Source organism: Streptomyces sp. NPDC052040 (genome assembly GCF_044548405.1).
GTDB lineage: Bacteria > Actinomycetota > Actinomycetes > Streptomycetales > Streptomycetaceae > Streptomyces.
The window spans coordinates 92,952-117,645 of sequence record NZ_JBIUBV010000019.1; the positions used below are offsets into that span (position 1 = coordinate 92,952).

The 24,694-nt window shown below is 72.7% G+C and carries 18 protein-coding genes, 1 tRNA gene, 1 pseudogene and 1 riboswitch; of the genes and pseudogenes, 11 read left to right on the forward strand and 9 right to left on the reverse strand.

Annotated features, from left to right (window positions below; translation table 11 throughout):
* Positions 1–108: 108 nt before the first annotated feature.
* Entirely contained in the window at positions 109–492 is a 384-nt protein-coding gene (locus tag ACIHAA_RS28235) for an ArsR/SmtB family transcription factor (protein ID WP_399821997.1), read from the forward strand.
* Here the strand turns inward: ACIHAA_RS28235 and ACIHAA_RS28240 are convergent.
* A pseudogene (locus tag ACIHAA_RS28240) lies at positions 447–1,173 on the reverse strand (pyridoxal-phosphate dependent enzyme); the annotation flags it as partial. The gene ACIHAA_RS28235 and the pseudogene ACIHAA_RS28240 overlap by 46 nt on opposite strands.
* Positions 1,174–1,494: 321 nt before the next feature.
* Here ACIHAA_RS28240 and ACIHAA_RS28245 point away from each other — a divergent pair.
* On the forward strand, positions 1,495–1,695 hold the full coding sequence (locus tag ACIHAA_RS28245) for a helix-turn-helix domain-containing protein (protein WP_399821999.1): 201 nt from the start codon (positions 1,495–1,497) through the stop codon (positions 1,693–1,695).
* A 141-nt stretch (positions 1,696–1,836) separates the two neighbouring features.
* Here the strand turns inward: ACIHAA_RS28245 and ribA are convergent, their stop codons facing one another.
* Together ribA and ACIHAA_RS28255 are read right to left on the reverse strand one after the other, a co-directional pair.
* A complete protein-coding gene (gene ribA / locus ACIHAA_RS28250) occupies positions 1,837–2,538 on the reverse strand; it encodes a GTP cyclohydrolase II (RefSeq protein ID WP_399822001.1) in 702 nt (233 codons plus the stop codon).
* Positions 2,539–2,741: 203 nt separating this feature from the next.
* Positions 2,742–3,257 carry a MarR family winged helix-turn-helix transcriptional regulator gene (locus ACIHAA_RS28255; RefSeq protein WP_399822004.1) on the reverse strand — a complete coding sequence of 172 codons (516 nt, stop codon included), beginning with the start codon at positions 3,255–3,257 and terminating at the stop codon, positions 2,742–2,744.
* Between the two features lie 169 nt (positions 3,258–3,426).
* On the opposite strand from ACIHAA_RS28255, the gene ACIHAA_RS28260 reads away from it, so the two are divergent.
* The 5 genes from ACIHAA_RS28260 (at position 3,427) to ACIHAA_RS28280 (ending at position 9,192) form a co-directional block, all read left to right on the forward strand.
* Positions 3,427–4,575, forward strand: a complete 1,149-nt coding sequence (locus tag ACIHAA_RS28260) for a dihydrofolate reductase family protein (RefSeq protein ID WP_399822006.1) — start codon at positions 3,427–3,429, stop codon at positions 4,573–4,575.
* Positions 4,576–4,704: 129 nt separating this feature from the next.
* Positions 4,705–4,778: transfer RNA gene (locus ACIHAA_RS28265), tRNA-Met, on the forward strand.
* Positions 4,779–5,264: 486 nt separating this feature from the next.
* Complete coding sequence (locus tag ACIHAA_RS28270; protein WP_399822038.1) at positions 5,265–6,518, forward strand: PP2C family protein-serine/threonine phosphatase; 1,254 nt, start codon at positions 5,265–5,267, stop codon at positions 6,516–6,518.
* 213 nt (positions 6,519–6,731) lie between these two features.
* A riboswitch (cyclic di-AMP (ydaO/yuaA leader) is annotated at positions 6,732–6,889 on the forward strand.
* Positions 6,890–6,900: 11 nt separating this feature from the next.
* Entirely contained in the window at positions 6,901–7,935 is a 1,035-nt protein-coding gene (locus ACIHAA_RS28275; RefSeq protein ID WP_399822008.1) for a M23 family metallopeptidase, read from the forward strand.
* Between the two features lie 312 nt (positions 7,936–8,247).
* Positions 8,248–9,192, forward strand: a complete 945-nt coding sequence (locus ACIHAA_RS28280) for an aldo/keto reductase (protein ID WP_399822010.1) — start codon at positions 8,248–8,250, stop codon at positions 9,190–9,192.
* A 61-nt stretch (positions 9,193–9,253) separates the two neighbouring features.
* On the opposite strand, the gene ACIHAA_RS28285 is transcribed toward ACIHAA_RS28280, so the two are convergent.
* From ACIHAA_RS28285 to ACIHAA_RS28300, 4 genes are all read right to left on the reverse strand, one after another.
* Entirely contained in the window at positions 9,254–10,717 is a 1,464-nt protein-coding gene (locus tag ACIHAA_RS28285) for a PrsW family intramembrane metalloprotease (protein WP_399822011.1), read from the reverse strand.
* 63 nt (positions 10,718–10,780) lie between these two features.
* Positions 10,781–11,632: a tRNA (guanosine(46)-N7)-methyltransferase TrmB gene (trmB, locus tag ACIHAA_RS28290; protein WP_399822014.1), complete on the reverse strand. Its 852-nt coding sequence runs from the start codon at positions 11,630–11,632 to the stop codon at positions 10,781–10,783.
* 74 nt (positions 11,633–11,706) lie between these two features.
* The gene (gene lhgO / locus ACIHAA_RS28295; RefSeq protein WP_399822039.1) at positions 11,707–12,924 is read right to left on the reverse strand and encodes an L-2-hydroxyglutarate oxidase; all 1,218 of its coding nucleotides are present in this window, start codon (positions 12,922–12,924) and stop codon (positions 11,707–11,709) included.
* A 280-nt stretch (positions 12,925–13,204) separates the two neighbouring features.
* Positions 13,205–14,632, reverse strand: a complete 1,428-nt coding sequence (locus ACIHAA_RS28300) for an MFS transporter (RefSeq protein ID WP_399822016.1) — start codon at positions 14,630–14,632, stop codon at positions 13,205–13,207.
* A gap of 694 nt (positions 14,633–15,326) precedes the next feature.
* Here ACIHAA_RS28300 and ACIHAA_RS28305 point away from each other — a divergent pair.
* Positions 15,327–17,411: an asparagine synthase-related protein gene (locus ACIHAA_RS28305; RefSeq protein ID WP_399822018.1), complete on the forward strand. Its 2,085-nt coding sequence runs from the start codon at positions 15,327–15,329 to the stop codon at positions 17,409–17,411.
* Between the two features lie 460 nt (positions 17,412–17,871).
* Here the strand turns inward: ACIHAA_RS28305 and ACIHAA_RS28310 are convergent, their stop codons facing one another.
* The gene (locus ACIHAA_RS28310; protein WP_399822019.1) at positions 17,872–18,636 is read right to left on the reverse strand and encodes a TetR/AcrR family transcriptional regulator; all 765 of its coding nucleotides are present in this window, start codon (positions 18,634–18,636) and stop codon (positions 17,872–17,874) included.
* 381 nt (positions 18,637–19,017) lie between these two features.
* On the opposite strand from ACIHAA_RS28310, the gene ACIHAA_RS28315 reads away from it, so the two are divergent.
* Positions 19,018–20,418: an NAD(P)/FAD-dependent oxidoreductase gene (locus ACIHAA_RS28315; protein ID WP_399822020.1), complete on the forward strand. Its 1,401-nt coding sequence runs from the start codon at positions 19,018–19,020 to the stop codon at positions 20,416–20,418.
* A gap of 206 nt (positions 20,419–20,624) precedes the next feature.
* A complete protein-coding gene (locus ACIHAA_RS28320; protein ID WP_399822022.1) occupies positions 20,625–22,277 on the forward strand; it encodes a SpoIIE family protein phosphatase in 1,653 nt (550 codons plus the stop codon).
* Between the two features lie 16 nt (positions 22,278–22,293).
* Here the strand turns inward: ACIHAA_RS28320 and ACIHAA_RS28325 are convergent, their stop codons facing one another.
* Positions 22,294–23,565 carry an MFS transporter gene (locus ACIHAA_RS28325; RefSeq protein ID WP_399822041.1) on the reverse strand — a complete coding sequence of 424 codons (1,272 nt, stop codon included), beginning with the start codon at positions 23,563–23,565 and terminating at the stop codon, positions 22,294–22,296.
* 167 nt (positions 23,566–23,732) lie between these two features.
* Between ACIHAA_RS28325 and ACIHAA_RS28330 the strand changes: the two genes are divergently transcribed.
* Entirely contained in the window at positions 23,733–24,281 is a 549-nt protein-coding gene (locus tag ACIHAA_RS28330) for a MarR family winged helix-turn-helix transcriptional regulator (RefSeq protein WP_399822024.1), read from the forward strand.
* Positions 24,282–24,694 lie beyond the last annotated feature (413 nt).

Consider the following 24,694-nt stretch of genomic DNA (forward strand, 5'->3'; position numbering starts at 1 on the left):
GGACGGAACGGCGGACCGCCGGAACTGCGGCAGCGCCCTCCTCACCGTACAGGACCGCATGAAGACTCATTCATGCATTCATGTATTGCTCTCCGTAGGATGAAGGGCATGGGCCATGGACCAGACGCCGAGACCACCGCCACCGCGCGCGAGCGCTTGGAGACCGTGGGCGCGGCCGACGTGGCCGCCACGCTCCAAGCCCTGGCCACGCCCTCACGGCTACGGATCCTGGCCCGCCTTCAGGAGGGCCCGTGCGCGGCGACCGAGCTGGCGGGCGCCGTCGGCATGGAGCAGTCCGCCTGTTCCCACCAGCTGCGCCTGCTGCGCAACCTGGGCCTGGTGACAGGTGAGCGCCGGGGCCGCTCGGTCATCTACGCGCTCTACGACAACCATGTGGCCGAGCTTCTGGAACAGGCCCTCCATCACGTGGAACATCTGCGCCTGGGGCTGCGCGACACCCCGGCCGCGGCGGTCACCGCAGCCGGGGCGTAGTCGGCGAATGAGTCCACGCCGATCAGGGCCAGGTCGGGGAAGAACTCGCGCAGTACGCGGGAGACGCCGGCGGAGTGGCCTCCGGTGCCCACCGACGCCACCAGGACAGTCGATGCGTCCGAGCTGCGCGATCAGCTCCGCGGCCGGCGGCCGGTAGGCGGACACGTTGTCCGGGTTGTGGTACTGGTCCGGGCAGAACGCCCCCGGAGTGCGGGCCAGCAGTTCGGCGACGCGTTCGCAGCGTGCCTGCTGCCAGCCGCCGCTGGGGTGCGGGGCGGCGACCTGGTCGACGTGCGCGCCCAGTGTGGCCAGCAGCCGCACCACCGGCGGCTCCATGCCCGGGTCGGTCACGACGGTGACCGGATGCCCGAAGGTCAGCCCGGCCAGGGCGAGACCCAGGGCCAGCGTGCCGCTGGACGACTCGACGAGCGGCGCGCCCGGCGGGAGATCGCCCTTCCGGCGGGCCTCACGGATCATGTGCAGCCCGGGGCGGTCCTTGATACCGCCGGGGTTCGCGCCGTCGAGTTTCGCCCGGAAGCCGCGGCCGGCGGGGGCGAACGGTTCGTCGATCCACAGGGTCGGCGTTCCACCGACCAGTTCGGCGGGGCGGCGGGCGGTCCGGGGAGGCGCGACATGAGCTGAGGGGAATTCAGGCAGGGGGTCAGGCAGGGGGACATTCATGCGAGTACGGCTTCTACGCGCCGCGCACGAAAGGCGCGGCGCCGTCGTCATGGGTTACGGGCGCACAAGCACGCCCCGCCACGGATTTCCGGCGTGGGGCGGGGCGTACGGGTGGTGCCTACAGGCGCCAGACGCAGTGGAGCGCGAGGGGGCTGCGGCTGTCCTTCGGAGTCCCGACCGGCTGCACCGAGGGTGGCAGTCCTGGCCGCAAAGTCCCGCCCGGGTGGCTGCGTGAGCGATGCGCGAACGGACGGTGAGGCACAAGTCGGCACACGGTGAATCACGCATCCCCGCGCTCCCACTCCGACCTGGGGTCCATCGATGAGCAGGGCGCCGGCATCCGCCGGACTGGAAGGGAAGGCCCTCGCTGCCCGCCTTGGCTGGCAGACCTCGAAGGTCAGTCGCCTTCAGAACGGCAGGCAGCCTCCCCCCCCCGCGGCGATCTCACCGCGTGGGTGTCCGCCATCGACCGACTGGACGTCGAGACCGAACTGCACGGACTGTTGGCTTGCCCGGCCATGAAGCAGCGCAATCGGTCATGGCGACGGCAGCTGGCCGGCGGACACCGCGGCCGTCAGGAGATCGCCGTACGCCAGACCGAGTCCACGTCGATGATCCGGGTTCCGGGGGGCCCGCGCTTGCGCTGTGCCGGGGGTTCGCCGGTCAGCCGGCTGTCAGTTCCGTGAGGGGCAGGGTGTGCTGGGTGTGGATCGCCTTGGCGCGGAGGTAGCGGACGTTCTGGGCCGTGGTGAAGACGCCGGTCGGGACGTGGTGGGTGACGTCGAGGTCGTGGCCGCGGAGTTGGGCCGCCTTGTCGGGGTTGTTGGAGAGCAGGTCCAGGGTGTCGATGCCGAGGGCGCGGAGCATCTGCGCGGCGGCCGTGTAGTCGCGCGCGTCCTCCGGCAGGCCGAGCGCGGCGTTCGCCTCGTAGGTGTCCAGGCCCTGGTCCTGGAGCGCGTAGGCGTCGAGCTTGTTGTAGAGGCCGATGCCGCGGCCCTCCTGACGGAGGTACAGCAGAACGCCGCCCCGGTCCGCGATGCGCTCCACCGCCTCCCGCAGCTGGGGGCCGCAGTCGCAGCGGGCCGAGCCGAAGACGTCTCCGGTCAGGCACTCGGAGTGCAGCCGCACCAGCGGGGGCCGGTCGGCCGGGGGTTCGCCGAGGATCACGGCGACATGCTCCTGGCCGTCGGTGAGGCCGTGGAAGGTGACCAGGTCGGCGGTGACCGTGTAGCCGTCGCCGAAGCGGAGGGGGACCGTCACGCGGGTGCGCACGGTGGCGGCGGAGGGGCCGGTGGGGGCGGGGAGTCCGGTGGCGGTCGGGTCGCCGCTGTCCTGGGGTGCGATGGCGTCGCCTGGGTCGCGCATGTCTGTCGTCCTCTCCGGGCCGGCGGGTTGCGGGGCAGGGTGTGGGCCCCTTGCTTCAGATTTGAAGCACAACCTCGGGCGGAGAGCTTAGCCCATGCTTTAAACTTCAAGCAACAGGGATTTCGGGAAGCCTGGTGAGGGGGCCGGTCCGCCGGTCCGCCGGTTGCTCGGGCACTCGGGCACTCGGGCACTTGGGCGCTCGGTCAGTCGGTCGTCGTGGATGAGCGGCGGCGCCAGGGGAGGCAGTCGCCCGCCGATCGTTCCTGGTCGCCCTGGAGCGCCTCCGTGATCCGGGTGCAGATCGCTTCCAGTTGGGCCACCTCTTCGGGTGCGAGATGGTCGAAGACGGCGGCCCGTACCGTTTCGACATGGCCCGGCGCCGTGCGTTCCAGGAGCGCCAGGCCCTCGTCGGTGAGGACCGCCGTACTGCCGCGCCGGTCGGTGGGGCAGCCCTCCCGGCGGACCGCGCCGTCCCGCTCCAGGCGGGTGACGGCGTAGGTGAGGCGGCTGCGGGTGATCTTCAGGGTCCGGGCGAGGTCCGTCATCCGCATCCGGTGGCCGGGCGCGTCGGAGAGGTTGGCGAGGACGGAGTAGTACAGGTGCGGCATCCCGGCCTCGCGCTGGAGCTGCCGGTCGACGGCGTCCTCCAGGAGCCAGGACGCGGCGAGGTACGAGCGCCAGGCGCGCTGTTCCTCGGGGGTGAGCCAGCGAGTGGTCATGGCCCCAGTGTAGTTATTGTTTAAAAGTTGAACCAAGGGTGCGGGGGTGGATGCCCGCCGGATCTCGACCTTCGGGCCCGCCCGGGCGCATCCTGGCCCCACGGCACGCCCGGCCCCGTGACCACCTTGCCCGCCCCCGGCCCTCATCGATCCCCTGGAGTGCACCCCCATGGCCCACCCCTACGTCCTGTTGTCCGCCGCCGTCTCCCTCGACGGCTTCCTGGACGACACCGGCCCCGAGCGGCTCCTGCTGTCCGGACCGGAGGACTTCGACCGGGTCGACGAGGTACGGGCGGGCAGCGACGCGATCCTCGTCGGTGCGGGCACGCTCCGCACCGACAACCCGCGGCTGCTGGTCTACTCCGAGGAGCGGCGCGCGGCCCGGGTGGCCGCGGGGCAGCCGGTATACCCCCTGAAGGTCGCGGTCAGCGCCTCCGGAGACCTCGATCCGGACGCCCGCTTCTGGCACACCGGGGGCGCGAAGGTGCTCTACACCACGGACAAGGGCGCGGAGCGGCTGGGCGGTCTGCTGCCCGCGGACGTGGCGGTGGTCGCGCTCGGCCTCGAGGTGGAGTGGGCCGCCGTGCTCTCCCATCTGGGTGAGGTGCGGGGCGTGCGCAGACTGATGGTCGAGGGCGGCGGCCGGGTGCACACCCAGCTGCTGCAACAAGGGCTCGCGGACGAACTCCAGCTGGTGCTCGCCCCGCTGATCGTGGGGCAGCCCGACGCGCCGCGGATGTTCGGGCCGGGGGCGTACCCGCCGGGCCGGATGCGGCTGGTGGAGACGCGGCCGGTGGGGGACGTCGTCCTGATGCGCTACGTGCCCACCGCACCCGGCAGCGGCCGCTCGGCCTCCGCCGCGGACCGGCGGTGGCTGGCGGCGGCCTGCGAACTGGCGGCGCAGTGCCCGCCCTCCGCCACGGCCTTCAGCGTCGGGGCGGTGATCGTCGCGGCCGACGGTACGGAGCTGGCGCGGGCGCACTCCCGGGAGGGCGGGGACCCGGTGGTGCACGCGGAGGAAGCGGCCCTGGCGAAGCTGGACCCGGCGGATCCGCGCCTGGCCACCGCCACGGTCTACAGCAGCCTGGAGCCCTGCGCCCGCCGGTCCTCCCGGCCCGCGCCCTGCGCCCGGCTGATCCTCGACGCCGGGGTACGGCGGGTGGTCACGGCCTGGCGGGAACCGGACACCTTTGTCGCGGCCGCGGACGGGAACGCGCTGCTCACGGCGGCCGGGGTGGATGTGGTGCTGCTGCCTGGGCACGAGGAGGCGGCCAAGGCCCCGAACGCCCATCTGCTGTCCCCGCCCGAGACCCGCTGACGGCTCACGCCCGCCCCTGGCCGTCCCGGTCGCGGCAGGCCGCCGACGGGTCCGGGGCGCCGGTGAAGCTGGGTGGACGTAAACCTGTGTGCTGAGTGTCCCGCGCATGGCGTACACTGGAATCACCGACGCGGGGTGGAGCAGCTCGGTAGCTCGCTGGGCTCATAACCCAGAGGTCGCAGGTTCAAATCCTGTCCCCGCTACTGATGGCAGAGGGCCGGAATCCATAGGATTCCGGCCCTCTGCTTTCTCCCGTGTTCTTCACCCGCTCCTCTTCCTTCCACGCGCGGTTCCTTCCCATCCCCGTCTGCGGGTTTGTGTACGCCGGTCGGCCCACAGCGGTCGCCCCCCGCCCGTCCTGCGGGAAGCCTGGACGGGTGGTGCAGCGAGGAGGCGCGTGGCGGACCGACGCGCCGTGCGACGAACAGAACCGCGGGCCAGGGCCCGGAACTCCGTACAGCGGGACCGGTGTCCCGTACGACCGGACCCTCGTCGGCCCGGCCGTTCCCCCTTTTCCGGGGGAACGAGAACATCACCCGGGAGAGCGGCCCCCAGGGGCCGGGGAACGTCACCCGGGGGAGCGGGAGCGATCCCGCGACCGTTCCGAGGGCGGTGACTGCGGCTGTTCCGCGGGCGGCGACCGCCCCGGCGGGCGGACTGGGGAAGCCGAGGGGACCGGCGAAGCCGAGCTGACCAGGGAAGCCGGGCGGACCGGCGGGGCCGAGTGGGCCGGGGAAGCCGGGCGAACCGGCGGGGCCCAGTGGTCCTATCGGCGGCCCGGTGGCCCCCGGCCTCCCGGCAGCAGTCCCGCCGAGAGTCGGCGGAGTTCGTATGCGCGGGCCTTTCTGCGGGCGCTGCCCGCGCTGCTCATCGGCCTGGGCATCTGCTGCGGGCGGCTGACCCCGTCCGTCTTCCCGGCCGTTCCCCTCTTCACTGCAGCGCCGCTCGTCGCCGCCCCGCTGCACTCCTTGCGCGGCACCGTCGTCACCGGCGCCGCGGCCCTCGCCGCCGTGCTGGCCGTGCATCTCGGGCTCGCGGTGCCGGGGTCCTCCGGGACGGTCACCGAGGCGGTGACCACCGGGGCGGCCGCCGTTCCCGCGGTCCTCATCAACGCGCTCGTCCGTCGCAACGACGCCCGCCTGGCCTCCGCCCGCCGGATCGCCGAGGCCGCCCAGCGCGCCGTACTGCCCGAGCCGCCCGCGCGGATCGGGGGGCTGCGGATCGCCGCCCGGTACGAGGCGGCGCAGGCCGACGCCTGCATCGGCGGCGACCTGTACGCCGTCCAGGACTCCCCGCACGGCGTACGGCTGGTGGTCGGGGACGTACGCGGCAAGGGGACGGGCGCCGTGGCGGCGGTCGCCGTCGTCATCGGCGCCTTCCGGGAGGCCGCGGAGCAGGAGGCGACCCTGGAGGCCGTCGCCCAGCGCCTGGAGCGGGCGCTGTCGCGCGAGGGCATCCGCCGGGAGGGGCACGACGTCCACGAGTGGTTCACCACGGCGGTGCTCGCCGAGATCCCGCACGAGGAGGGCGCCGTCCGCATCGTCAACCGGGGCCACCCCGCACCCCTGCTGCTGTTCCCGGACGGCACCCTGCGCGAACTGGAGGCCCGCGAACCGGCGCTGCCGCTCGGGATGGGCGACCTCGCGCTCGGGCCCGACCGTGCCGAGGAGCGGGACTTCCCGCCCGGCTCGACGCTGCTCTTCCACACCGACGGCGTCTCGGAGGCCCGGGACGCGCGCGGCGAGTTCTACGATCCCGTCGAGCGCCTGGCCGGGCGCGACCTGCCGACTCCCGGCGCCGTACTGACCGCCGTCACCGAGGACGTCGCCCGGCACACCGGCGGCCAGGCCACGGACGACATGGCGCTGCTGGCCGTACGACGGCCGAGCGGTCGTGAGCGGGCCAAGCGCCCCTGCCTGCGGGGGCTTTGTCACGGTGGGTGAGTGATCCGCTCCCGCCGTATAACAACTGACACACCGTCAAAATGAAAGGGGTCGGTGCCGCGCGAACAACTCGCCCTATTTGCACCGTTCCATCCGTGAAAAGCCTGGCCAGAAGCGTTAACGATCTGTCCGAACGGCTTGGAATCCGGGTCCCGCGTCTATTAACGTTCGATAACGCAGCGCGGTCGTCCCAGCCGTCAGCAGAGACGGCTCCGTGCGCATGTGCCGAATCCCGCAAGGGAACCGGGGAACCACCACCTTGGGGTGAATCGCCCGTATACCGCCACGTCTGAACGGCCGGTATACGCGCGTAGGAGACCTTCCTGCTCCGAACCCGTCAGCTAACCCGGTAGGCGAAAGGGAAGGAAAGGAGCGCGCCCACGTGGCGTCCAACCGGCCTGCCGAGAACCTCTTGTTCACCCCGAACGGCACCCAGACCATCGGCTTCGCGTCCCGCACCGACGAGGGCCCCTGGGAGGAGTGGAACCCCACTGAGGATTCCGTCCGTCCCCTCCGCGGTCGGCACCGCGTCAGCAAGCAGCGCGGCGGCGGACTCGCCCGCAGCTCCACCGTTCTCGGCGTCGGCGTGATGGCCGCGGTCGGCGCGGGCGGCATGGCCACCGCGCAGACCGGCAAGCCGCCGGTGTCCATCTCCCTGCCCGACCTCTCCACCGTCACCGACTCGGCCAAGGCGCTCATCGGCGAGGACACCGGCACCCCCAAGGGCTCCGCCACCGCCCTCAGCACCGCCGGTGTCAGCACCGCCGACGCTGCCACGGGCAGCAGGGACGCGGGCGAGGCACTGCGCAGCCGGATCATGCGGCAGGCCGAGTCCCAGCAGGACCGGACGGCCGCGGCAGCCGCCCAGGCCGCCGAGGACGCCGCCGCGAAGAAGGCCGCCGACGCCGCCGCCAAGGCCCAGGACGCCGCCACGGCCAAGGCGGCCGCCGACAAGAAGGCCGCGGACGCGGCGGCCAAGCAGAAGGCCGAGGCCGCCCGGCTGGCGGACCTGGCCAAGCAGTACACGCTGCCCACCTCCTCGTACACCCTGACCTCGCGCTTCGGCGACGCCGGGTCCCTGTGGTCCTCCGGCTACCACACCGGCCTCGACTTCGCCGCGCCCACGGGCACCCTCATCAAGGCCATCCACAGCGGCACCGTCACCCAGGCGGGATGGGCGGGCGCCTACGGCTACCGCACGGTCCTCACCCTGGACGACGGCACCGAGCTGTGGTTCTGCCACCAGTCGTCGATCAGTGTCACCGCCGGTCAGAAGGTGTCCACGGGCGATGTCATCGGCCGCGTGGGCGCGACCGGCAATGTCACCGGGCCGCACCTGCACCTGGAGGTCCACCCGGACGGCGGCAGCGCGATCGACCCGATGGCGTGGCTCCAGGCCAGAGGCATCAACCCCTGACGCCCTGCCCGGCTCTCCCGCGTCCGTGCCTGTGCCCCGCGGCGCGGCGCGCGTCATCCTCCTGATCTCCTGAGACGAACGCGATCTCCTGAGACGAACGCGATCTCCTGAGACGAACTCCGGCGGCCCTGGCGACAACCCCCCGACGCCAGGGCCGTCGGTCTGCCGCAGCGACGGCCGGGCGGCTCACCGGCGCGGGGGCTCCGGCGGCCTTCGGTGGGCTCCGGCTCTCCGTTCAGCCGAACAGCCGCCGTTCAGCCGAACGGCCGCCGATCGGAATAAGCGCTTCCAGGGTGTGCGCTGAACTGTTGCATGACTGCTCTACGCAAGCTCGGCTCCTCGGACCTCGAGGTCTTCCCCCTCTCCCTCGGCGGCAATGTCTTCGGCTGGACCGCCGACACGGCGCAGTCCTTCGCCGTACTCGACGCCTACACGGCGGCCGGCGGCAACTTCGTCGACACGGCCGACGCCTACTCGGCGTGGGTGCCCGGAAACAAGGGCGGCGAGTCCGAGACCGTCATCGGACAGTGGCTCGCGGCGCGCGGCAACCGTTCCGACGTGATCATCGCGACCAAGGTCAGCCAGCACCCCGACTACAAGGGGCTGCGGTCCGCCACCATCAAGGCCGCCGCCGACGCGTCCCTGCGCCGCCTGGGCACCGACTACATCGACCTCTACTACACCCACTTCGACCAGCCGGAGGTGCCGGTCGAGGAGATCATCGGCGCGCTCGACGACCTGGTGAAGGCGGGCAAGGTGCGCGCCATCGGCGCCTCCAACATCTCCGCCGACCGGCTGAAGGAGTCCCTCGACTTCTCCGACCGCGAGAACCTGGTCCGGTACACGGCCCTCCAGCCGCACTACAACCTGGTCTCGCGCGACACCTACGAGGGCCCGCTGGAGGAGGTGGCCGCCCGCGCGGGCGTGGCGGCCGTTCCCTACTACGCCCTCGCGGCCGGATTCCTGACCGGCAAGTACCGGCCAGGCACCACCGTGGACTCGGCGCGGGCGCAGGGCGCCGGAAAGTATCTGGCGAGCGAGCGCGGGCGACGGGTGCTGGCGGCCCTCGACGAGGTCGCGCGGTCCCGGGGCGCGGAGATCCCCACGGTGGCCCTGGCCTGGCTCGCGTCCCGGCCGACGGTCGCGGCCCCGATCGCCTCCGCCCGCACGGTGGAACAGCTGCCCGCACTGCTGGCGGTCGCGGATCTGACCCTGACGGACGAGGACCTCGAAAGGCTCACGGAGGCGTCCGCCTAGTCGCACACCCGTGCCCCTGCTCCTGCCCGTGCTCCTCTCCGGTCGCGGGGCGCCCGGCGCCCTACGGCCGATAGGGGTCGGGCGCGGACGCGGAGCAGGGAGCCGAAGGGGAGCGGGGGGCGGGAGCGGAGGGGGAGTGAGGCGCGGAGCGTGAGTGGGGCGCCGACGCGGCGTAGGGATACGGATAGGGATACGGCTGCGGATACGGATAGCCATACGGATGGGGATACGGCTGCGGGTACGGCGCTGTCGGGCCGTGGCGCGGTGCCGGGTACCGCGGGGCATGCCCATGGCCGGACCACACCGGTACCCGCGGTGCCATCGGCGCGGCGTGCGCCAGAGACGGGCGCGCCACCTCCCGCCGCGCCCACAACGCGTTGAGCAGCTCGCTCTCCCGTTCGGCGAAGTCGGCCCCAGCCCGGCCGCGGCGCGCACGGTGCCGGAGAAACGCCAGTGAGGTCGCGTACGCCTCGTACTGTGCGACCGAGCGCGCCGCGGCCCTTCCGAAGTGCTGCCGGGCGTACTGGCGGGCCAGCCGCCGCGCCCGCATCGAGCCGAGCACATGCGGTTCCGCGGGCCCCAGCCACCCCGTGGCCGTATACACGGGCAGCTCCTCCCGGACCGTCCGCAGCTCCCGCTGCCGCGTCCAGATCACCAGCCAGGTCAGCAGCGCGAACGCGGGCGCCATGAAGGACGCGTAGACCGCGAAGAAGCCGAAGTCGCCGAAGGACGAGGATCCGTTCCACATCGAGTGCATGCCCATGGCGAGCAGCAGTCCGGCCAGCGGCAGCAGCACGCGCAGCGCCCGCCGCCGCTCCGTCGTCAGTGCCGCGACGCCGAAACCTATCCCGGTGCACACGGTGAACAGCGGATGGGCGAAGGGCGACATCACCACCCGGACGAAGAAGGTCGCGGCCGTCACGGAGGCGAGCCCCCGACCGCCGCTCAGCTGGTCCGTGCCGAAGGCCGTGCCCAGATAGAGGATGTTCTCGGTGAAGGCGAAGCCGGTCGCGGTGACCCCGGCTATGACCACCCCGTCCACGATCCCGGTGAAGTCCCGTCTGCGGAACAGGAAGACCAGCAGCACCGCCGCCGCCTTGGCGGACTCCTCGACGACCGGCGCTATGAGGGTCGCGCCGAGTGTGTCGGCGCCGTGCGGGTCGGCGGTCGCGGTCGCTATCCATCGGGTGGCGAAGCTGTTGGCGACGATCGCGATGAGCGCGGCCGCGCAGGCGCCCCAGGCGAAGGCGAAGACCATGTTCCGCCAGGGTCCGGGCTCCACCCGGTCCAGCCAGCGGAACGCGGCGACCAGCAGGGGCACCGGCAGCACTGCGAGCCCCAGCCCGACGAGGAACCCCTCGGTGCCCGTCTGCTGCCGTACGAGGGCCAGGATGACCAGGCCCGAGAGCGTCAGCAGCGTGACCAGCGCGCCATAGCGCACCCACCGGCGCTGCCACCAGTGCGGATGCCGGGTTCCGCCCGGATGGCCGTCGGGGTGCCTCGGATACGGGCGACGGATGTCCACGGAATCGACCCTAACGAGACGGGGGCGCCGCCCGCGACGGTGCCCGGCGGGCCCGCCGGGCGCTCAGTTCCCGGCGGGGGAGGGGTCCCGGTGCTCTACGCGCCGGAACAGCAGGTCGTTCACGACATGTCCCTTGTCCAGCCCCTGGCCCTCGAAACGGGTCAGCGGACGGAACGCGGGACGGGGCGCGCAGCCGCCGTCCGGCACGGTGTTCTCGAAGGCGGGGTGCGCGGTGAGCACCTCAAGCATCTGTTCGGCGTACGGCTCCCAGTCCGTGGCGCAGTGCACCAGCGCGCCCGGCTTGAGGCGGGCCGCGACGAGGTCGAGGAACTCGGGCTGGATCAGCCGCCGCTTGTGGTGGCGCTTCTTGGGCCAGGGGTCGGGGAAGTAGACCCGCAGCCCGTCCAGCGCGTCCGGCGGAAGCATCTCGCGGAGCAGGATGATCGCGTCGCCGTTCGCGACCCGGACGTTGGTCAGTCCGTTCCGCTCGGCGAGGCCCAGCAGATTGCCCTGGCCGGGGGTGTGCACATCGACGGCCAGGATGTTGGTGCCCGGGTCGTCGGCGGCCATCCGCGCGGTGGCCTCGCCCATCCCGAAGCCGATCTCCAGCACCACGGGGTGCTCGTTCCCGAACAGCTCGGCGGGATCCACCGTCCGCTGCCCGTCGATGTCCAGTCCCCACCGGGGCCACAGCCGTTGGATCGCGTCCGCCTGTCCGGTGGTCACCCGGCTGCGCCGCGGCTGGAAACTCCGGATCCGCCGCTCGAAGTGGGACCCGGCGGGGTCGGGCTGCGGCCCGTCGGGGAACCGCGGCTCGCCCTTGGGCCTGCGGGCCGGGGCGCCGGAGGTGTGCGGGGGCCGGACCCCGGGGGCGGCCTCGGAGTCTTCGGGAGCGAAAGGGAGTGAGTCAGACACAGTGACACCAATTTTAAGGGGAAGCCGGGAAGAGCCAGTCCGGCCCGGTCCGGCGGCCGTGGCCGGTGATCCACTCACTCTCCCTCCAGCACGGCCAGCGCCCGGCGGGCGACCTCGCGGCCGATCGGCAGGGAGGCGGTGGCCGCGGGCGACGGCGCGTTCAGCACATGGACCGTCCGTGCCCCCTCCTGGATCAGGAAGTCGTCCACCAGCGTCCCGTCCCGCAGCACGGCCTGCGCCCGGACCCCGGCCGCGGTCGGCACCAGGTCCTCCGCCCGGATCCCGGGCAGCAGAGTCCGCACCGCCCGGGTGAAGGCACTCTTGGACAGCGATCTGTGCAGCTCGCCCGCGCCGTACCGCCAGTGCCGCCGCGCTATCCGCCACGATCCCGGCCAGGCCACCGTCGCACCCAGCTCCCGCGGCCGTACGACACCCCAGCCGTACCCCTCGCGGGCCAGGGCCGGGACCGCGTTCGGACCGATGTGGACCTCTCCGTCGATACCCCGGGTCAGATGGACCCCGAGGAAGGGGAACGCCGGGTCCGGCACCGGATACACCAGCCCCCGCACCAGCTCGGGCCGCGCCAGCGTGTAGTACTCACCCCGGAACGGCACGATCCGCATGCCCGGCTCGTCCCCGGTCAGCCGGGCCACCTCGTCACAGTGCAGTCCCGCGCAGTTGACCAGCGCCCGCGCCCGCAGCACGGTCCCGTCCGCGGTGCGCACGGCGACGCCCAGCGCCGGTCGGCGGTCGATCCGCACGACCTCGGCGCCGTACCGGATCTCCGCCCCGGACTCCTCCCCCAGCTGCCGGGCGACCGCCGTGAAGTCGCAGATCCCCGTCGTGCCCACATGGATGGCCGCGACTCCGCGCACCTCCGGCTCGTACTCCGCGATCTGGGCCGGGCCCAGCTCCCGGACCGGTATCCCGTTCTCCCGGCCGCGCTGGACGAGTCCGTGCAGACGCGGCAGCTCCTCGCGCCCGGTGGCGACGATCAGCTTGCCCGTGACGGAGTGCGCGATGCCGTACTCCGCGCAGAACTTGACCATCTCGGCGGCGCCCTCGACCGCGAAACGTGCCTTCAGGGAGCCCGGGCGGTAGTAGATCCCGCTGTGGATGACGCCGCTGTTGTGCCCCGTCTGATGGCGGGCGGGCCCCGTCTCCTTCTCCAGGACCGTGACCCGGGTGCCGGGGGCGGCACGCGTGATCGCATACGCCGTCGACAGCCCGACGATGCCACCGCCGACCACCAGCACATCGCAGTCGTACGCGATCTTCCGCACCTGCTCCACCTCCCGGTTTCGATAGTGCACTGCGCCACTGACAATGCCTTCAAACCCGGGGAGAACCGAAGACCACGCAGGCCACACGGCGGCGTCGGCCGCTTGGAGCAGACGGCTTCCTGAAGGGGACGGCCTCCTGAAGCGGACAGCCTCCTGAAGCGGGCGGCGCGGGCGGCGCGGGCGAGCCAACCCGAGCCACCCCAGCCGGGCCGGCCCCTTGGACCAGCGCCTCAGACCGGCCCCTCGTAGCGCCCGCTCGTAGCCCCCTCGTACCGCCCGCGCGTGCCGCCTAAGCGGGTGTCATCAGCAGTGGCCGGGCCCGCTCCCGCAGTTCCGCCACGCGGGGCTCGTCGCCGTAGGGCTCCAGCCGGTGCAGCAGGTCCCGTACGTACTCGGTGGTGCGCGCCGACGATATGCGTCCGGCGACCTCCACCGCCCGCACGCCCTGCTCGCAGGCCGCGTCCAGATTGCCGGACTCCAGCTCGGCGACGGCCGAGACCACCAGCCGCAGCCCGTGGGAGCGCACGAACTCCTCCGTGGGCCGGGACAGCGCCTGCTCGGTGAAGCGGCGGACCTGGCGCGGGGCCTTGAGGTCGCGGTAGCACTCGGCGGCGTCGGCGGCGAAGCGGTCGTAGGAGTAGAAGCCGAGCCAGGACGGGTCGTGGTCGCCGTCACGGGCGCGTTCCAGCCAGCCTTCGGCGGACTTCAGGGCCGTACCCGCCGCCTGGGCGTCGCCCGCCCGCGCGTGCGCCCGTGCCTCGACCAGGCGGAAGAAGCTCATGGTGCGGGCCGTGGCCAGGCCGCGGTTGCGCTCCAGGGCGGCCTGGGCGAGGTCGACGCCCTCGTCGCCGAAGCCGCGGTAGGTCGCCTGGAGCGACATGGAGGCCAGGACATAGCCCCCGAGGGGGACGTCGGCGGCGGCGCGGGCCAGGCGCAGCGCCTGGATGTAGTAGCGCTGGGCGGCCTCCTGCTGTCCCGTGTCGAAGGCCATCCACCCGGCCAGCCGCGTCAGTTCGGCGCTGGCGCCGCACAGCGCGCGGCCCACCTCGTCCGAGTAGGAGCCGAGCAGCAGCGGCGCGGCCTCCACCCGTAAGCATTCGGGCACCATCGACGAACGCCAGTCGCCGCCGCCGTACTTGGAGTCCCAGCGCCGGGCGTCCTCCGCGGCCTCCCGCAGCTTCTGGACATCGCTGTGGCCGACTTTCAGCGGTGCGCCCGACCCGTCGCCGACGGCGTCCGTGTCCCGGGCCACCGAGCTGTCGGCCGGGGTTATCAGCCAGCGGGAGGCGGGGGTCGCATAGGCGCTCACGGCGAAGGATCCGGCCAGCGACTGCCAGATGCCGCCGCTGCCGGCCCGGCGCCCGGCGAGGTCGAGGCGGTACAGCTCGGTCGCCGACCGCACCGCCTGTCCCACGTCCCGGGGGAAGGCGAGGCCCACTTCCGGTGCGGGATCCGCGTCCGCCAGACCGATCTCGTGGAGCGGTACGGGGCGGCCGAGTTTCTGCCCGATGGCGGCCGCGATCAGGTGCGGCGCGGCGCCCTGCGGCACCATGCCCTTCGACACCCAGCGCGCCACCGAGGTCTTGTCGTAGCGAAGTGTCAACCCGCGTTGGGCGCCAAGGTCGTTGACGCGCCGGGCGAGTCCTGCGTTGCTGATTCCCGCGAGGGCGAGAACGGCGCCGAGCTTCTCGTTCGGCCCGCGTTGCTCCCTGGACATGCGCCACCCCTCGACACAGACGGCTGCCGCGGCGATGGCATAACCGCGCGGCATTCGTAAACCCAGCGTAGTTCGCCGCATCCCAAGCGTTAAGGGGCTTAAATCCGGATGGCGGGATTGTGGTCCGCACCTCAGTACGGAGTGTTGCCGCGTGCTCCTGGCGTGTGGCTGTGCGCCTGCCCGTGCGCTCTTCTCCGGCCAGGGCGGAGGGCGGTTCCATGGACCCTGCGTGGGTCGGCCCGCTGTACTGGATCCAGCGGGCTGGGGGATACCGCCGCCCCCATCCCCGCGGGCGGCGGACCGGTCCGGGGGGCGAATTCCGCCTCCCGGACTGTGCGTTGCGTCGGCCTGTACGGAGCGTGTGCAACCCTGCCTGCTCCCGGCCGATTTGGCCGAAAACAGTTGCTGGTTTTCGGCGGCGATCAGGCCCCCGACCATGACACTTGACGGCGCGAACGGGGTTCACAGGGAGCGCACCGGGGGCGCATTCGTGCCGCCGATTTCTTCCGACGGCCCTGCCGGGAAAGTCCGACGGCCCTGCCGGGAAATGGAGTTCACCGGTTCGCCGCCCGGAGTCCAAGGGCGCATTCAGGGGCGCGCGAGACACGGCACCCGCCCTCCGGCGCGCAATCTTCGTGGCAGCATGGTGCCGTTCGTACGGTGCACTGGTTGTCCACAGCCTGTGGAGGCGTCGATGCGGTGGTTGGTGGGATGGAGCAGCACCGCCGCTGCGGCCGTCGGTCCCGAATCGGCCGGAGCCACCGGCTACGACGGCGAGACCCTGCACCCGGTCGGCGCCCAGCTCCTGTGGGGCGACCCCGATCCGCTGTGGGCCGTCGGCGACTGGCGCCCCGACGAGGTGCGCGTGGTGAAGGCGGACGCGCAGACCCGGATCGCGGTTCTCGGCATCTGCGGAGCCTCCGACGAGGAACTGCGGGTGTCGCTGTTCGCAGCCCGCGGAGGGGCACTCCGCCATCTGACCGCCTGGTCCGGCAGCTACACCGCCGTCGTCCAGGTCGGACGCCGGATCACCGTGTGCGGCGACCTCGCGGGCGCCCGCCCCGTCTTCCACACCCCCTGGGCCGGGGGCACCGCCTACGCGACCGCCGCGCTCCCCCTGGCCGACCTCACCGAGGCCAATCTGGACTTCGGGCATCTGGCCGCCCTCCTCGCCGCCCCCGACGTACCGGCCGCGGTCCACGACTCGACCCCCTACGACGGTGTACGGCGCATTCCGCCCGGTCACGCCCTCATCCTGCGCGCGGGCGCGCGCGAGGTCGCCGGTTACGAGCCGGTCGCCTCGCTGGCGGTCGCCGCGCCCCCGGCGGACCCGGCCGAAGCCGTGGACGCGGTGCGCGACGCCCTCGTCGACGCCGTACGCGCCCGGCTGTCGGCGCCCCGGCATGTGCCGGGCGTCGAGATCGACCCGGGGCCCGTCCCCGGTATGGGACCGGCCGAGCGGCGTGCCGCTCGCGGAGTGCCCGCCCCGGGGATCGGCGCCGACCTCTCCGGCGGACCGGCCTCCGGCACCCTGGCCCTCCTCGCGGCCGGGCTTCCCGGCAGACCCGGCACGGTCCTCGGACACGGCACCGGAGCCGGTGAACGCCTGCTCGCCGTCACCTTCAACGACCTCGCCGTGCGCGGCCGCGAGGCCGAGCTGGAGCGGGCCGGGACCCTGGCCGCCAACCCCCGGCTGCACCATGTGGTGGTCGCCTGCGGCGAGGAGGCCCTGCCCTACGCCGAACTGGAGGGCCCCCTGACGGACGAGCCGGGCCCGTCCCTGGTCTCGGCGGCCAGACACCGGGCCCGGCTGGCCTCCGGCAGCGCGGACCACTTCACGGGCTACGGCGCGCGCCAGGTGCTCGACGCGCATCCGGCCCGTCTCGCGGACCTGCTGATGGACCGCAGACGGCGCCATCTCGTCCGCCCGGTCGCCGCGCTGGCGAAGGCGGACGGATCGGTGATGGTTCCCGCACGGGTGTACGCCGCTGCGCGGAAACTGGCCCGCACGCCCTACCGGGCCGGTGTCGCCGCGCTCGGCGACCGGCTGATGCAGCGGCACTTCGAGGAGCCCGGGGGTGCGGTGGGGGCGTCGCTCGCCGCCCTCACCTGGGCCAGACCCGGCCCGGCGGCCCGCTGGCTGACCGGTGAGGCCCTCGCTGAAGTATCGGTTCGCCTCCAGGGAGCCGCGGACCGGGCGGGCATCGGCCCCGGTCGGCGCCCCGGCGACCACCGGGCGCGGGCCGCGCTGGCGAGACAGGCGGCGGACCTGAGGGTGCTGGAACAGGCCGCCGAGATCCGCTCCCAGCGCCTGCACTCACCGTTCCTGGACAACCAGGTCGTCCGCGCCTGCCGCGCCCTGCCGGAGGCGCTGCGGGTCCAGCCCGGGGCGCGGGCCGCCATCCTGCGCACGGTCCTTCAGGGCGCGGGCGTCGGCGCACTCCCGCCCGGCTGGGGCGCCCCGTCGCACGCCTCCTCGGCGGCCGCGGCCCGTGCCGGTCTCCGGATGGCGGTGCACCCCCTGCTGGCCCTGTTCGACACGCCCCTGCTGGCGGAGGCAGGGCTGGTGGAGGCCCGGGTCGTCCGCGAGGCCGTACGCGCCGCGGCGGACGGTGCGCCCGTCCCGCTGGACGGCCTGGCGGAGCTGGTCTCCACAGAACTGTGGCTGCGTCGCCTGCTCGCCCGCCGGGGCACCTGCTGGACGGGCACCCCGGCCCGGTCCCGCGCCGTACCAGCAGGCCTCGCGACCGGCGGCCGAGCACTCGGCGCAGGACGATAGCCACCCCCGCCGGTCCCGAGGCCCGCCACCCCCGACACGCCCCGCCAGCCCCGAGACGCTCCGCCACGCCTCGCCGGCCCCGGCAGACGTCAGCCTCGGCTGCGCCCGGTTCCCCGTTGCCAGGGGGCCCTGGCAACTAGCCCGGACGGTCCTCGGGCACCTGGCTCGGACGGCCCTCGGGCGCCCGGCCCGGAACGGTCCCCCGCCCGGACGGTCTCCAGTCCTCGGCCCGAACGGTCCCCGATTCCCGGACCGGACAGGTTCCCGCCCCTCAGACCGGATGGGTCCCGAATCGCCGGGGCGCCGAATCGTAGGGCAGGACGGATCCCGGATCCCGGTTCGGACGTGCCCCGGAGCCCCGGACCCTCAGCCCGGACGGGTGCCGGATCCCGTGGCCGGAAGACTTCTGGACCACTGCCCCTGACGGTCCCCTGATCCCGCCCCGAACGGCCCCCGCCCCTCAGACCGGCCGCGACCGCAGTCCCTCCAGGAGGATGTCCAGCAGTCGCGCCGATGCTGCCGCCTGCTGGGTCGCGTCCGGCAGTGAGGGTGCCGCCGTGGCGATCACCAGCAGGACGTCCGAGACGGTGACGTCCGGCCGCAGCTCGCCTGCCGCGCGCGCCCGCTCCACCAGCTGTCCGACGACCTCCAGCAGCTCCGCCGTGCCCACATCGTGGGGCTCGGGCGCGGACCGCTCCGCGACAAGCTGCAACTCCGCCGCGAGGGACCGCTGCTGCGGCAGCAGCGCCTCGGCCGAAGGCGCCGCACCGGCTCCCTCGATCCCCTCCTCGACGACCCCGACCCGCAGCACCTGCGGCGGCAGCAGCCGCCCCGCCCCCGACGCCACCGAGGTGCGCAGGAAGCGCGACAGCGCCGACCACGGCTCCTCCTCCTGGCCGAGCGCCGTCCTGGCCTGGTCGGTCAGCCGGGAGGTCTCCTCCTCGGCTATTCGCCGTACCAGGACGTCCTTGCTCGGAAAGCGCCGGTACACCGTGCCGACGCCGACCCGCGCGCGCCGCGCCACGTCCTCCATCGGCGCGCCGTAGCCCAGCTCGCCGAAGACCTCGCGGGCCGCGCGCAGTACATGCTCCAGGTTGCGCTGTGCATCCACCCGCAGCGGCGCCGTCCGCGCACCGTCCTCGCGTCCGCCGCCCGCCGCCATGCTCATCGTGCCCGCCGCCGCGACAGTGGACGCGGCCGACCAGTGAGAGTCCTGAATGTGCATAAGTGTTCCCCCGGTAATGACGTCTCCCCCCGGAGACTCTCCCCGCCATTGGAAAGCCGGAGCGCATGGAACGAGCGTCCTACGTGACCGGCCCGCCCGTCGCGGGCCCGTCGAGCGCATCCCCCTTACACTCCGTCGACACACGAACATAGTTGAGAGGGGGTCAATTCAGAAGGGGCAGGTTCCGCACAGAGCGCCCCCCGATCGGAGTACGGGTCGGGTACGTCCTGATTACGCCCCCCAGTGCCACCCGGCTCACACCCATTGACCTGCAATCTTTCCCCGCACTCCGGTAATCCGGCCAACCCTGCCGAGCAGCGCCGTCCGGTCACACAATTTGCTGGGCCTGTGGACAAACTCGCGTGCCCGGTGCGTCATGGGATGGTGACGGCTGCATTCCACCGGGCGAGGCCCGCCGAACCCCCGAAGTGCGTGCGCATCCTCATCGTCGGCGGCGGTTACGTCGGCCTCTACACGGCCCTGCGCCTGCAACGCAGACTGAAGGCGGAACTCGCCAGACGCGAGGCGGAGATCGTGGTCGTCTCGCCCGACCCCTATATGACCTACCAGCCGTTCCTGCCCGAGGCGGCCGCGGGTGCCATCTCCCCGCGCCATGTCGTCGTACCCCTGCGGCGGGTCCTCGACGGCTGCCATGTGGTCATCGGCGAGGTCACCGGCATCGACCACGCCGGGCGCACCGCCACCGTCGACACGCTCGCCACCGAGGAGAGCGGACAGACGGAGCACATCCCGTACGACGAACTGGTCCTCGCCCCGGGCTCCGTCTCGCGCACCCTCCCGATCCCCGGCCTCGCCGACCACGGCATCGGCTTCAAGACCCTCGAAGAGGCCATCGGCCTGCGCAACCACGTCATCGAACAGATGGACATCGCCTCCTCCACCCGCGACCCGGCGATCCGTGACGCCGCCCTCACCTTCGTCTTCGTCGGAGGCGGGTTCGCCGGTGTGGAGGCGCTGGGCGAGCTGGAGGACATGGCCCGCTACGCCACGCGCTACTACCACAACGTGGAGCCTGGGGACATGAAGTGGATCCTCGTGGAGGCGTCCGACCGCATCCTCCCGGAGGTCGGCGCGGAGATGGGCCGCTACACCGTCACCGAGCTGCGCCGCCGCAATATCGACGTACGCCTCGGGACCCGCCTGGAGTCCTGCGTCGACCGGGTGGTCGTGCTGTCCGACGGCGCACGCTTCCCCACCCGGACGGTGGTGTGGACCGCCGGGGTCAAACCCCATCCGGTCCTCGCCACCACGGACCTGCCGCTGAACGGCCGCGGCCGCCTGAAGTGCACCCCCGAACTGAGTGTGGACGGCGCCCCGCACGCCTGGGCGGCGGGTGACGCGGCCGCCGTCCCGGACGTCACCGCCGAGGAGCCCGGCAAGGAGACCGCCCCCAACGCCCAGCACGCGGTGCGCCAGGCCAGGGTCCTCGGTGACAACATCGTGCGCTCCCTGCGCGACGAGCCCCTGGAGACCTACGCCCACAAGTACGTCGGCTCGGTCGCCTCCCTGGGACTGCACAAGGGTGTCGCTCATGTGTACGGGCGCAAGCTGAAGGGCTACCCCGCCTGGTTCATGCACCGCACCTACCACCTGAGCCGGGTGCCCACCTTCAACCGCAAGGCCCGGATCCTGGCCGAATGGACCCTGGCGGGCCTTTTCAAGAGGGAGATCGTCTCGCTCGGTTCACTCGAACATCCCCGTGCGGAGTTCGAACTCGCGGCCGGTGGAAAGCCTTCCAGGGACCCGAAGGGGTCGTCCTGACCGAAACCAGGAACTCCACCGGAAGCGCCGACGTCTGACGGATGTCGGCCTGTTCCGACAGACTGGTCCCCGATCTCGGGCGGGCCGATCCCCGCCCCGACGGACCCATCAGGCTTTTCCCGCTGTGCCGCCACCCCGGGGGCAGGCTCCGGACCCCGACCGGTTCCGGATCCGGCCGGCCACGACCCAGACGAGGCAAGGAATCGGTGAACTTCACGCGCTGGAGCGCCCGGCTCCCCGGAACGCAGCGCCGCGCCGCAGCGCGGACCGAGCACACGGTCTCCCCGGACCGGCCCGGCGAGGGCGCCGTGCCCGCGGCCCGGGCCGAGCGGCTCACCGAGGACCCACCGGGCCTGCCCGCCGTCGACGAACTGCCGGTGCGCGAGGTCCTCGACCGCATCCCGGCCCTCGTCGCCCTGATGCACGGACCGGAGCACCGCGTCGCCTACGTCAACGACACGTACGCGGCCGCCTTCGGCCCCCGCCCGCTGGGCGCACCGGCCCGCGAGGCACTCCCCGAGCTGGAGGAACTCGGCCTCCTGCCGCTCCTGGACCAGGTGCTGCGCAGCTCCAGACCGCGCACGGTCAAGTCCCGCAGGACTCCCGGCGGCCGCTCGTACACCTTTACGTGCACACCCGTGGACGTGCCCGGTGACACCTCCCGGGGCGTCCTCGTCTTCGCCGCCGACGTCACCGACCACGCCGAGGCCGCCGAACGGCTGCGCGCCAGCGAACGCGAGCAGCGCCGCACGGCGGTGACCCTCCAGCGCTCCCTGCTGCCCCAGGAGCTGGAGCAGCCGGACGATCTGCGGATCGCCGCCACCTACCACCCCGGCGGCACGGAGGCCGCGGTCGGCGGCGACTGGTACGACGTCATCACCCTCGGCGGCGGCCGCACGGCCCTCGTCATCGGCGATGTGATGGGCCGGGGCGTACGGGCCGCCGCGGTGATGGGCCAGCTCCGCACGGCCGTCCGCGCCTACGCCCGCCTCGACCTGCCCCCGCACGAGGTCCTCCAGCTCCTCGACGGCCTCGCCGCCGAGATCGACGCCAACCAGATCGCGACCTGTGTCTACGCCGTCCACGACCCGAACGAGGGGCGGCTCGTCTACGCCTCGGCGGGCCACCTCCCGATCCTGGTCCGCGACGAGAACGGCCAGGTGCTGCGCGCCGACGAACCCACCGGCCCCCCGCTCGGCACCGGCGGCTGGCTGCACGCCTCGGGCTCGGTGCCGCTGAGCCCCGGCTCCACGGCTGTCCTCTACACCGACGGCCTGGTCGAACGCCGGGACGCCGACCTGGACGAGGGCATCGAGGCCCTGGAGAACGCACTGGCGGGCGCCACCGGGACCCCCCAGGTGATCTGCGACCGGCTGCTGCGCTCGGCGGGCGTCACCGCGGGCCATGACGACGATGTCGCGGTCCTGGTCATCCAGCACCCCGCGCGGACCGGCCCGGACGGCGACCTCTTCCGCAACGCCGCTCTGGAACTGCTCGGCGGAGTGGAGGCGGCTCCCCGGGCGCGTGCCTTCGCCTCCGGGGTGCTGACGAGCTGGCGGTTCCCGGCGGATCTGCACGACCTGGGGGTGCTGGCGGCGAGCGAGCTGGTCGCGAACTCGCTCCAGCACGGCGTGCCGCCCATGAAGCTGCGCCTCAGACGTACGGACCGCCGGCTGTTCATCGAGGTGACCGACGGCGACGACCATCTGCCCCGCCGCCGCCGGGCGGAACCGGCCGACGAGGCGGGGCGGGGCATCGCGATCGTGGCGACGATCGCCGCCCACTGGGGGGCGCGCCGGACCCCCGGCGGCGGGAAGGCGGTCTGGTGCGAGTTCGCCCTGCCGCGCGGCGACCGGTGAACCGAGCCGCCGCGGGTCAGGCGTGCGCCGAGGCGGGCTCCTCCGCGGGGCTTCCCTGCGCCACCACCAGGCTCCGCGCGGACGGCTGGTTCTGAGCGGGAGTGAGCAGGCGCCCGAGCCGGACCGCCAGCACCGTGATGCCCAGCGAGAACAGCAGGAACGTCACGATGTACGGCGCGGGCAGCGAGGCGGCCAGCGGCCCGCCGACCGCCGGGCCCACCGCCAGGGCCAGCTGCTTCACCAGGGCGAAGGCCGAGTTGTACTGACCGGCCATCCCCGTGGGCGCCAGGTCGGCCACCAGCGGCGCGAGAGTCGGCGACAGCATCGCCTCACCCAGCCCGAACAGGGCGTACGTCGAGACGAACGCGGCGGCCGCCATGGCCTGGCTGCCGTGCCCGAGCCCGGCATACCCGGCGATGGCCCAGGCGACGGCCCAGATCAGACCCACCGCGGCGATGACCCGGGACCGCTTGCGCCGCTCCACGAACTTCAGCACCGCGAACTGCGCCACCACGATCATCGCGGTGTTGGCGGCCAGCGCCGTGCCCAGCGTGGACGTGGATATCCCGGCCGCCTCGACGCCGTAGGCGCTCAGCCCCGACTCGAACTGGCCATAGCAGGCGAAGAACAGCACAAAGCCCAGCACGCACAGCTGCACCATGGCCCGGTTGCCCAGCAGCTGCTTCCAGCTCGCCCGGCCGCCGGCCGGGGCCCCGTCCTCCATCGTCGGCGCGTGCGGCACCCGGACCGTCGCCATCAGGACCGCGAGCAGCACGAAGATCGTGGCCTCGATCGAGAAGAGCAGGGTGAAGGACGCGGCGCGCGAGGCATCGACGAGATGGCCGCCTATCAGCCCGCCGACGCCCAGCCCCAGGTTCTGGAGGAAGAACTGGAGGGCGAAGGCGCGCGACCGGGTCTCCGTGGTCGAGCAGTCCACGATCATCGTGGCGAGCGCGGGCTGCATCACGGCCTGCCCGGCGCCCAGCACCGCGGCCGACAGCAGCACGCTCACCGCCCCGGCCGAGAGGCCCAGGCTGAGCGATCCGACGGCCGCGGCGACCAGGGCGGCGAGCAGTACCGGAAGGGGGCCGCGCCGGACGATGGCCCGTCCGGCGAACGGCAGCACGACGAGCGCGGCCACGGCGAAGACGCCGAGCACCAGGCCCGCCGTCGCGGCACCGAGATCCCGTACCTGCGCCACATAGACGTACAGATACGGGACGGTGAAGCCGAGGCCGAACGCGCTGAGTGCGTTGCCCACATGAATCCGGCGCATCGCTGCGCCCATTGCCCTGGTCACGTTCACCTGCCTTAGGAAGAGGGCCCACTGGGGCGCGGACCGGAGGTCTTAGCCCTGAAGCAGTTAGCCCTGAAGACTTAGAAGCTAAACTTTCGAGCTAAACAGTACACCTTCAAGGACTTCGACGCCAAGCGGTCCCGTGCGATACTGCGGGCATGGGCGACAACCCCGGCGTCAGCGAGCCGACCCTCGACGAACAGATCGCCGCCTACCAGCGCGAGTTCCAGGACCTGGACCCCCAGGTCGAGAAGATCGTCTCGGCGCTCTCCCGCCTCAACCGGCGGATGAACGTCGCCTACGGCCGCCAGACCGCCGAACTCGGCATCAGCAACGCCGAGTGGGAGGTCCTCAAGGCCCTCGTCCTCTCCGGTTCCCCCTATCAACTGGGCCCCAGCGACCTGGCCAAGCGGCTCGGCCTCACGCCGGCCGCGATGACCCACCGCATCGACCGCATGGTGGGCGAGGGCCTGGTCACCCGGGAGCGCGACGAGGCCAACCGGGTCCGGGTCATCGTGGAGCTGACCACCGAGGGCCGCGAGAAGTGGCTGGAGGCGATGCGCCAGGCCTCCGGCTTCGAGGAGGACCTCCTCCAGGACCTCTCCTCCGAGGAGCGCAATGTCCTCGGCGAGGTGCTGACCCGTCTGCTGCGCCGGGTGGAGCACGCCCAGCCGGACGCGGGCGGGCGCCTGAGCGACCTGGACTGACGCCCCCCGGCAGGCCGGACGGGTGCCGTCCGGGGTTTGCCGAGGCGCCGCCCTGGGGAGGCTTGACAGTCCCCACCTCGACCCGTAAAGTTCTTCGGGTTGCCACGGAGCCGTAACGGTTCTGCGACAGCACTCCGCCGCATCAGCGGCACCACCCACTCAGCACGGCTCTCGAACGAGTCGAATTCGGCGTGCCCGAATTCAATTCGATTTGGGTACGGCGACCCCGATCCACCGCGATTGGGAATCGCCGGAGAGATCCGCTAGAGTTGGACACGTCGGAACGGCCGAAGGGCCGGGAAGACAACCCCGGTTGACGGGGGTCAGGACCCGGAGGGATTCGAAAGAGCCCACAGGATCTGATAAAGTCAACACCGCCGGAAGGCCGAAAGGCCGGAAAGCACCGAGGAAAT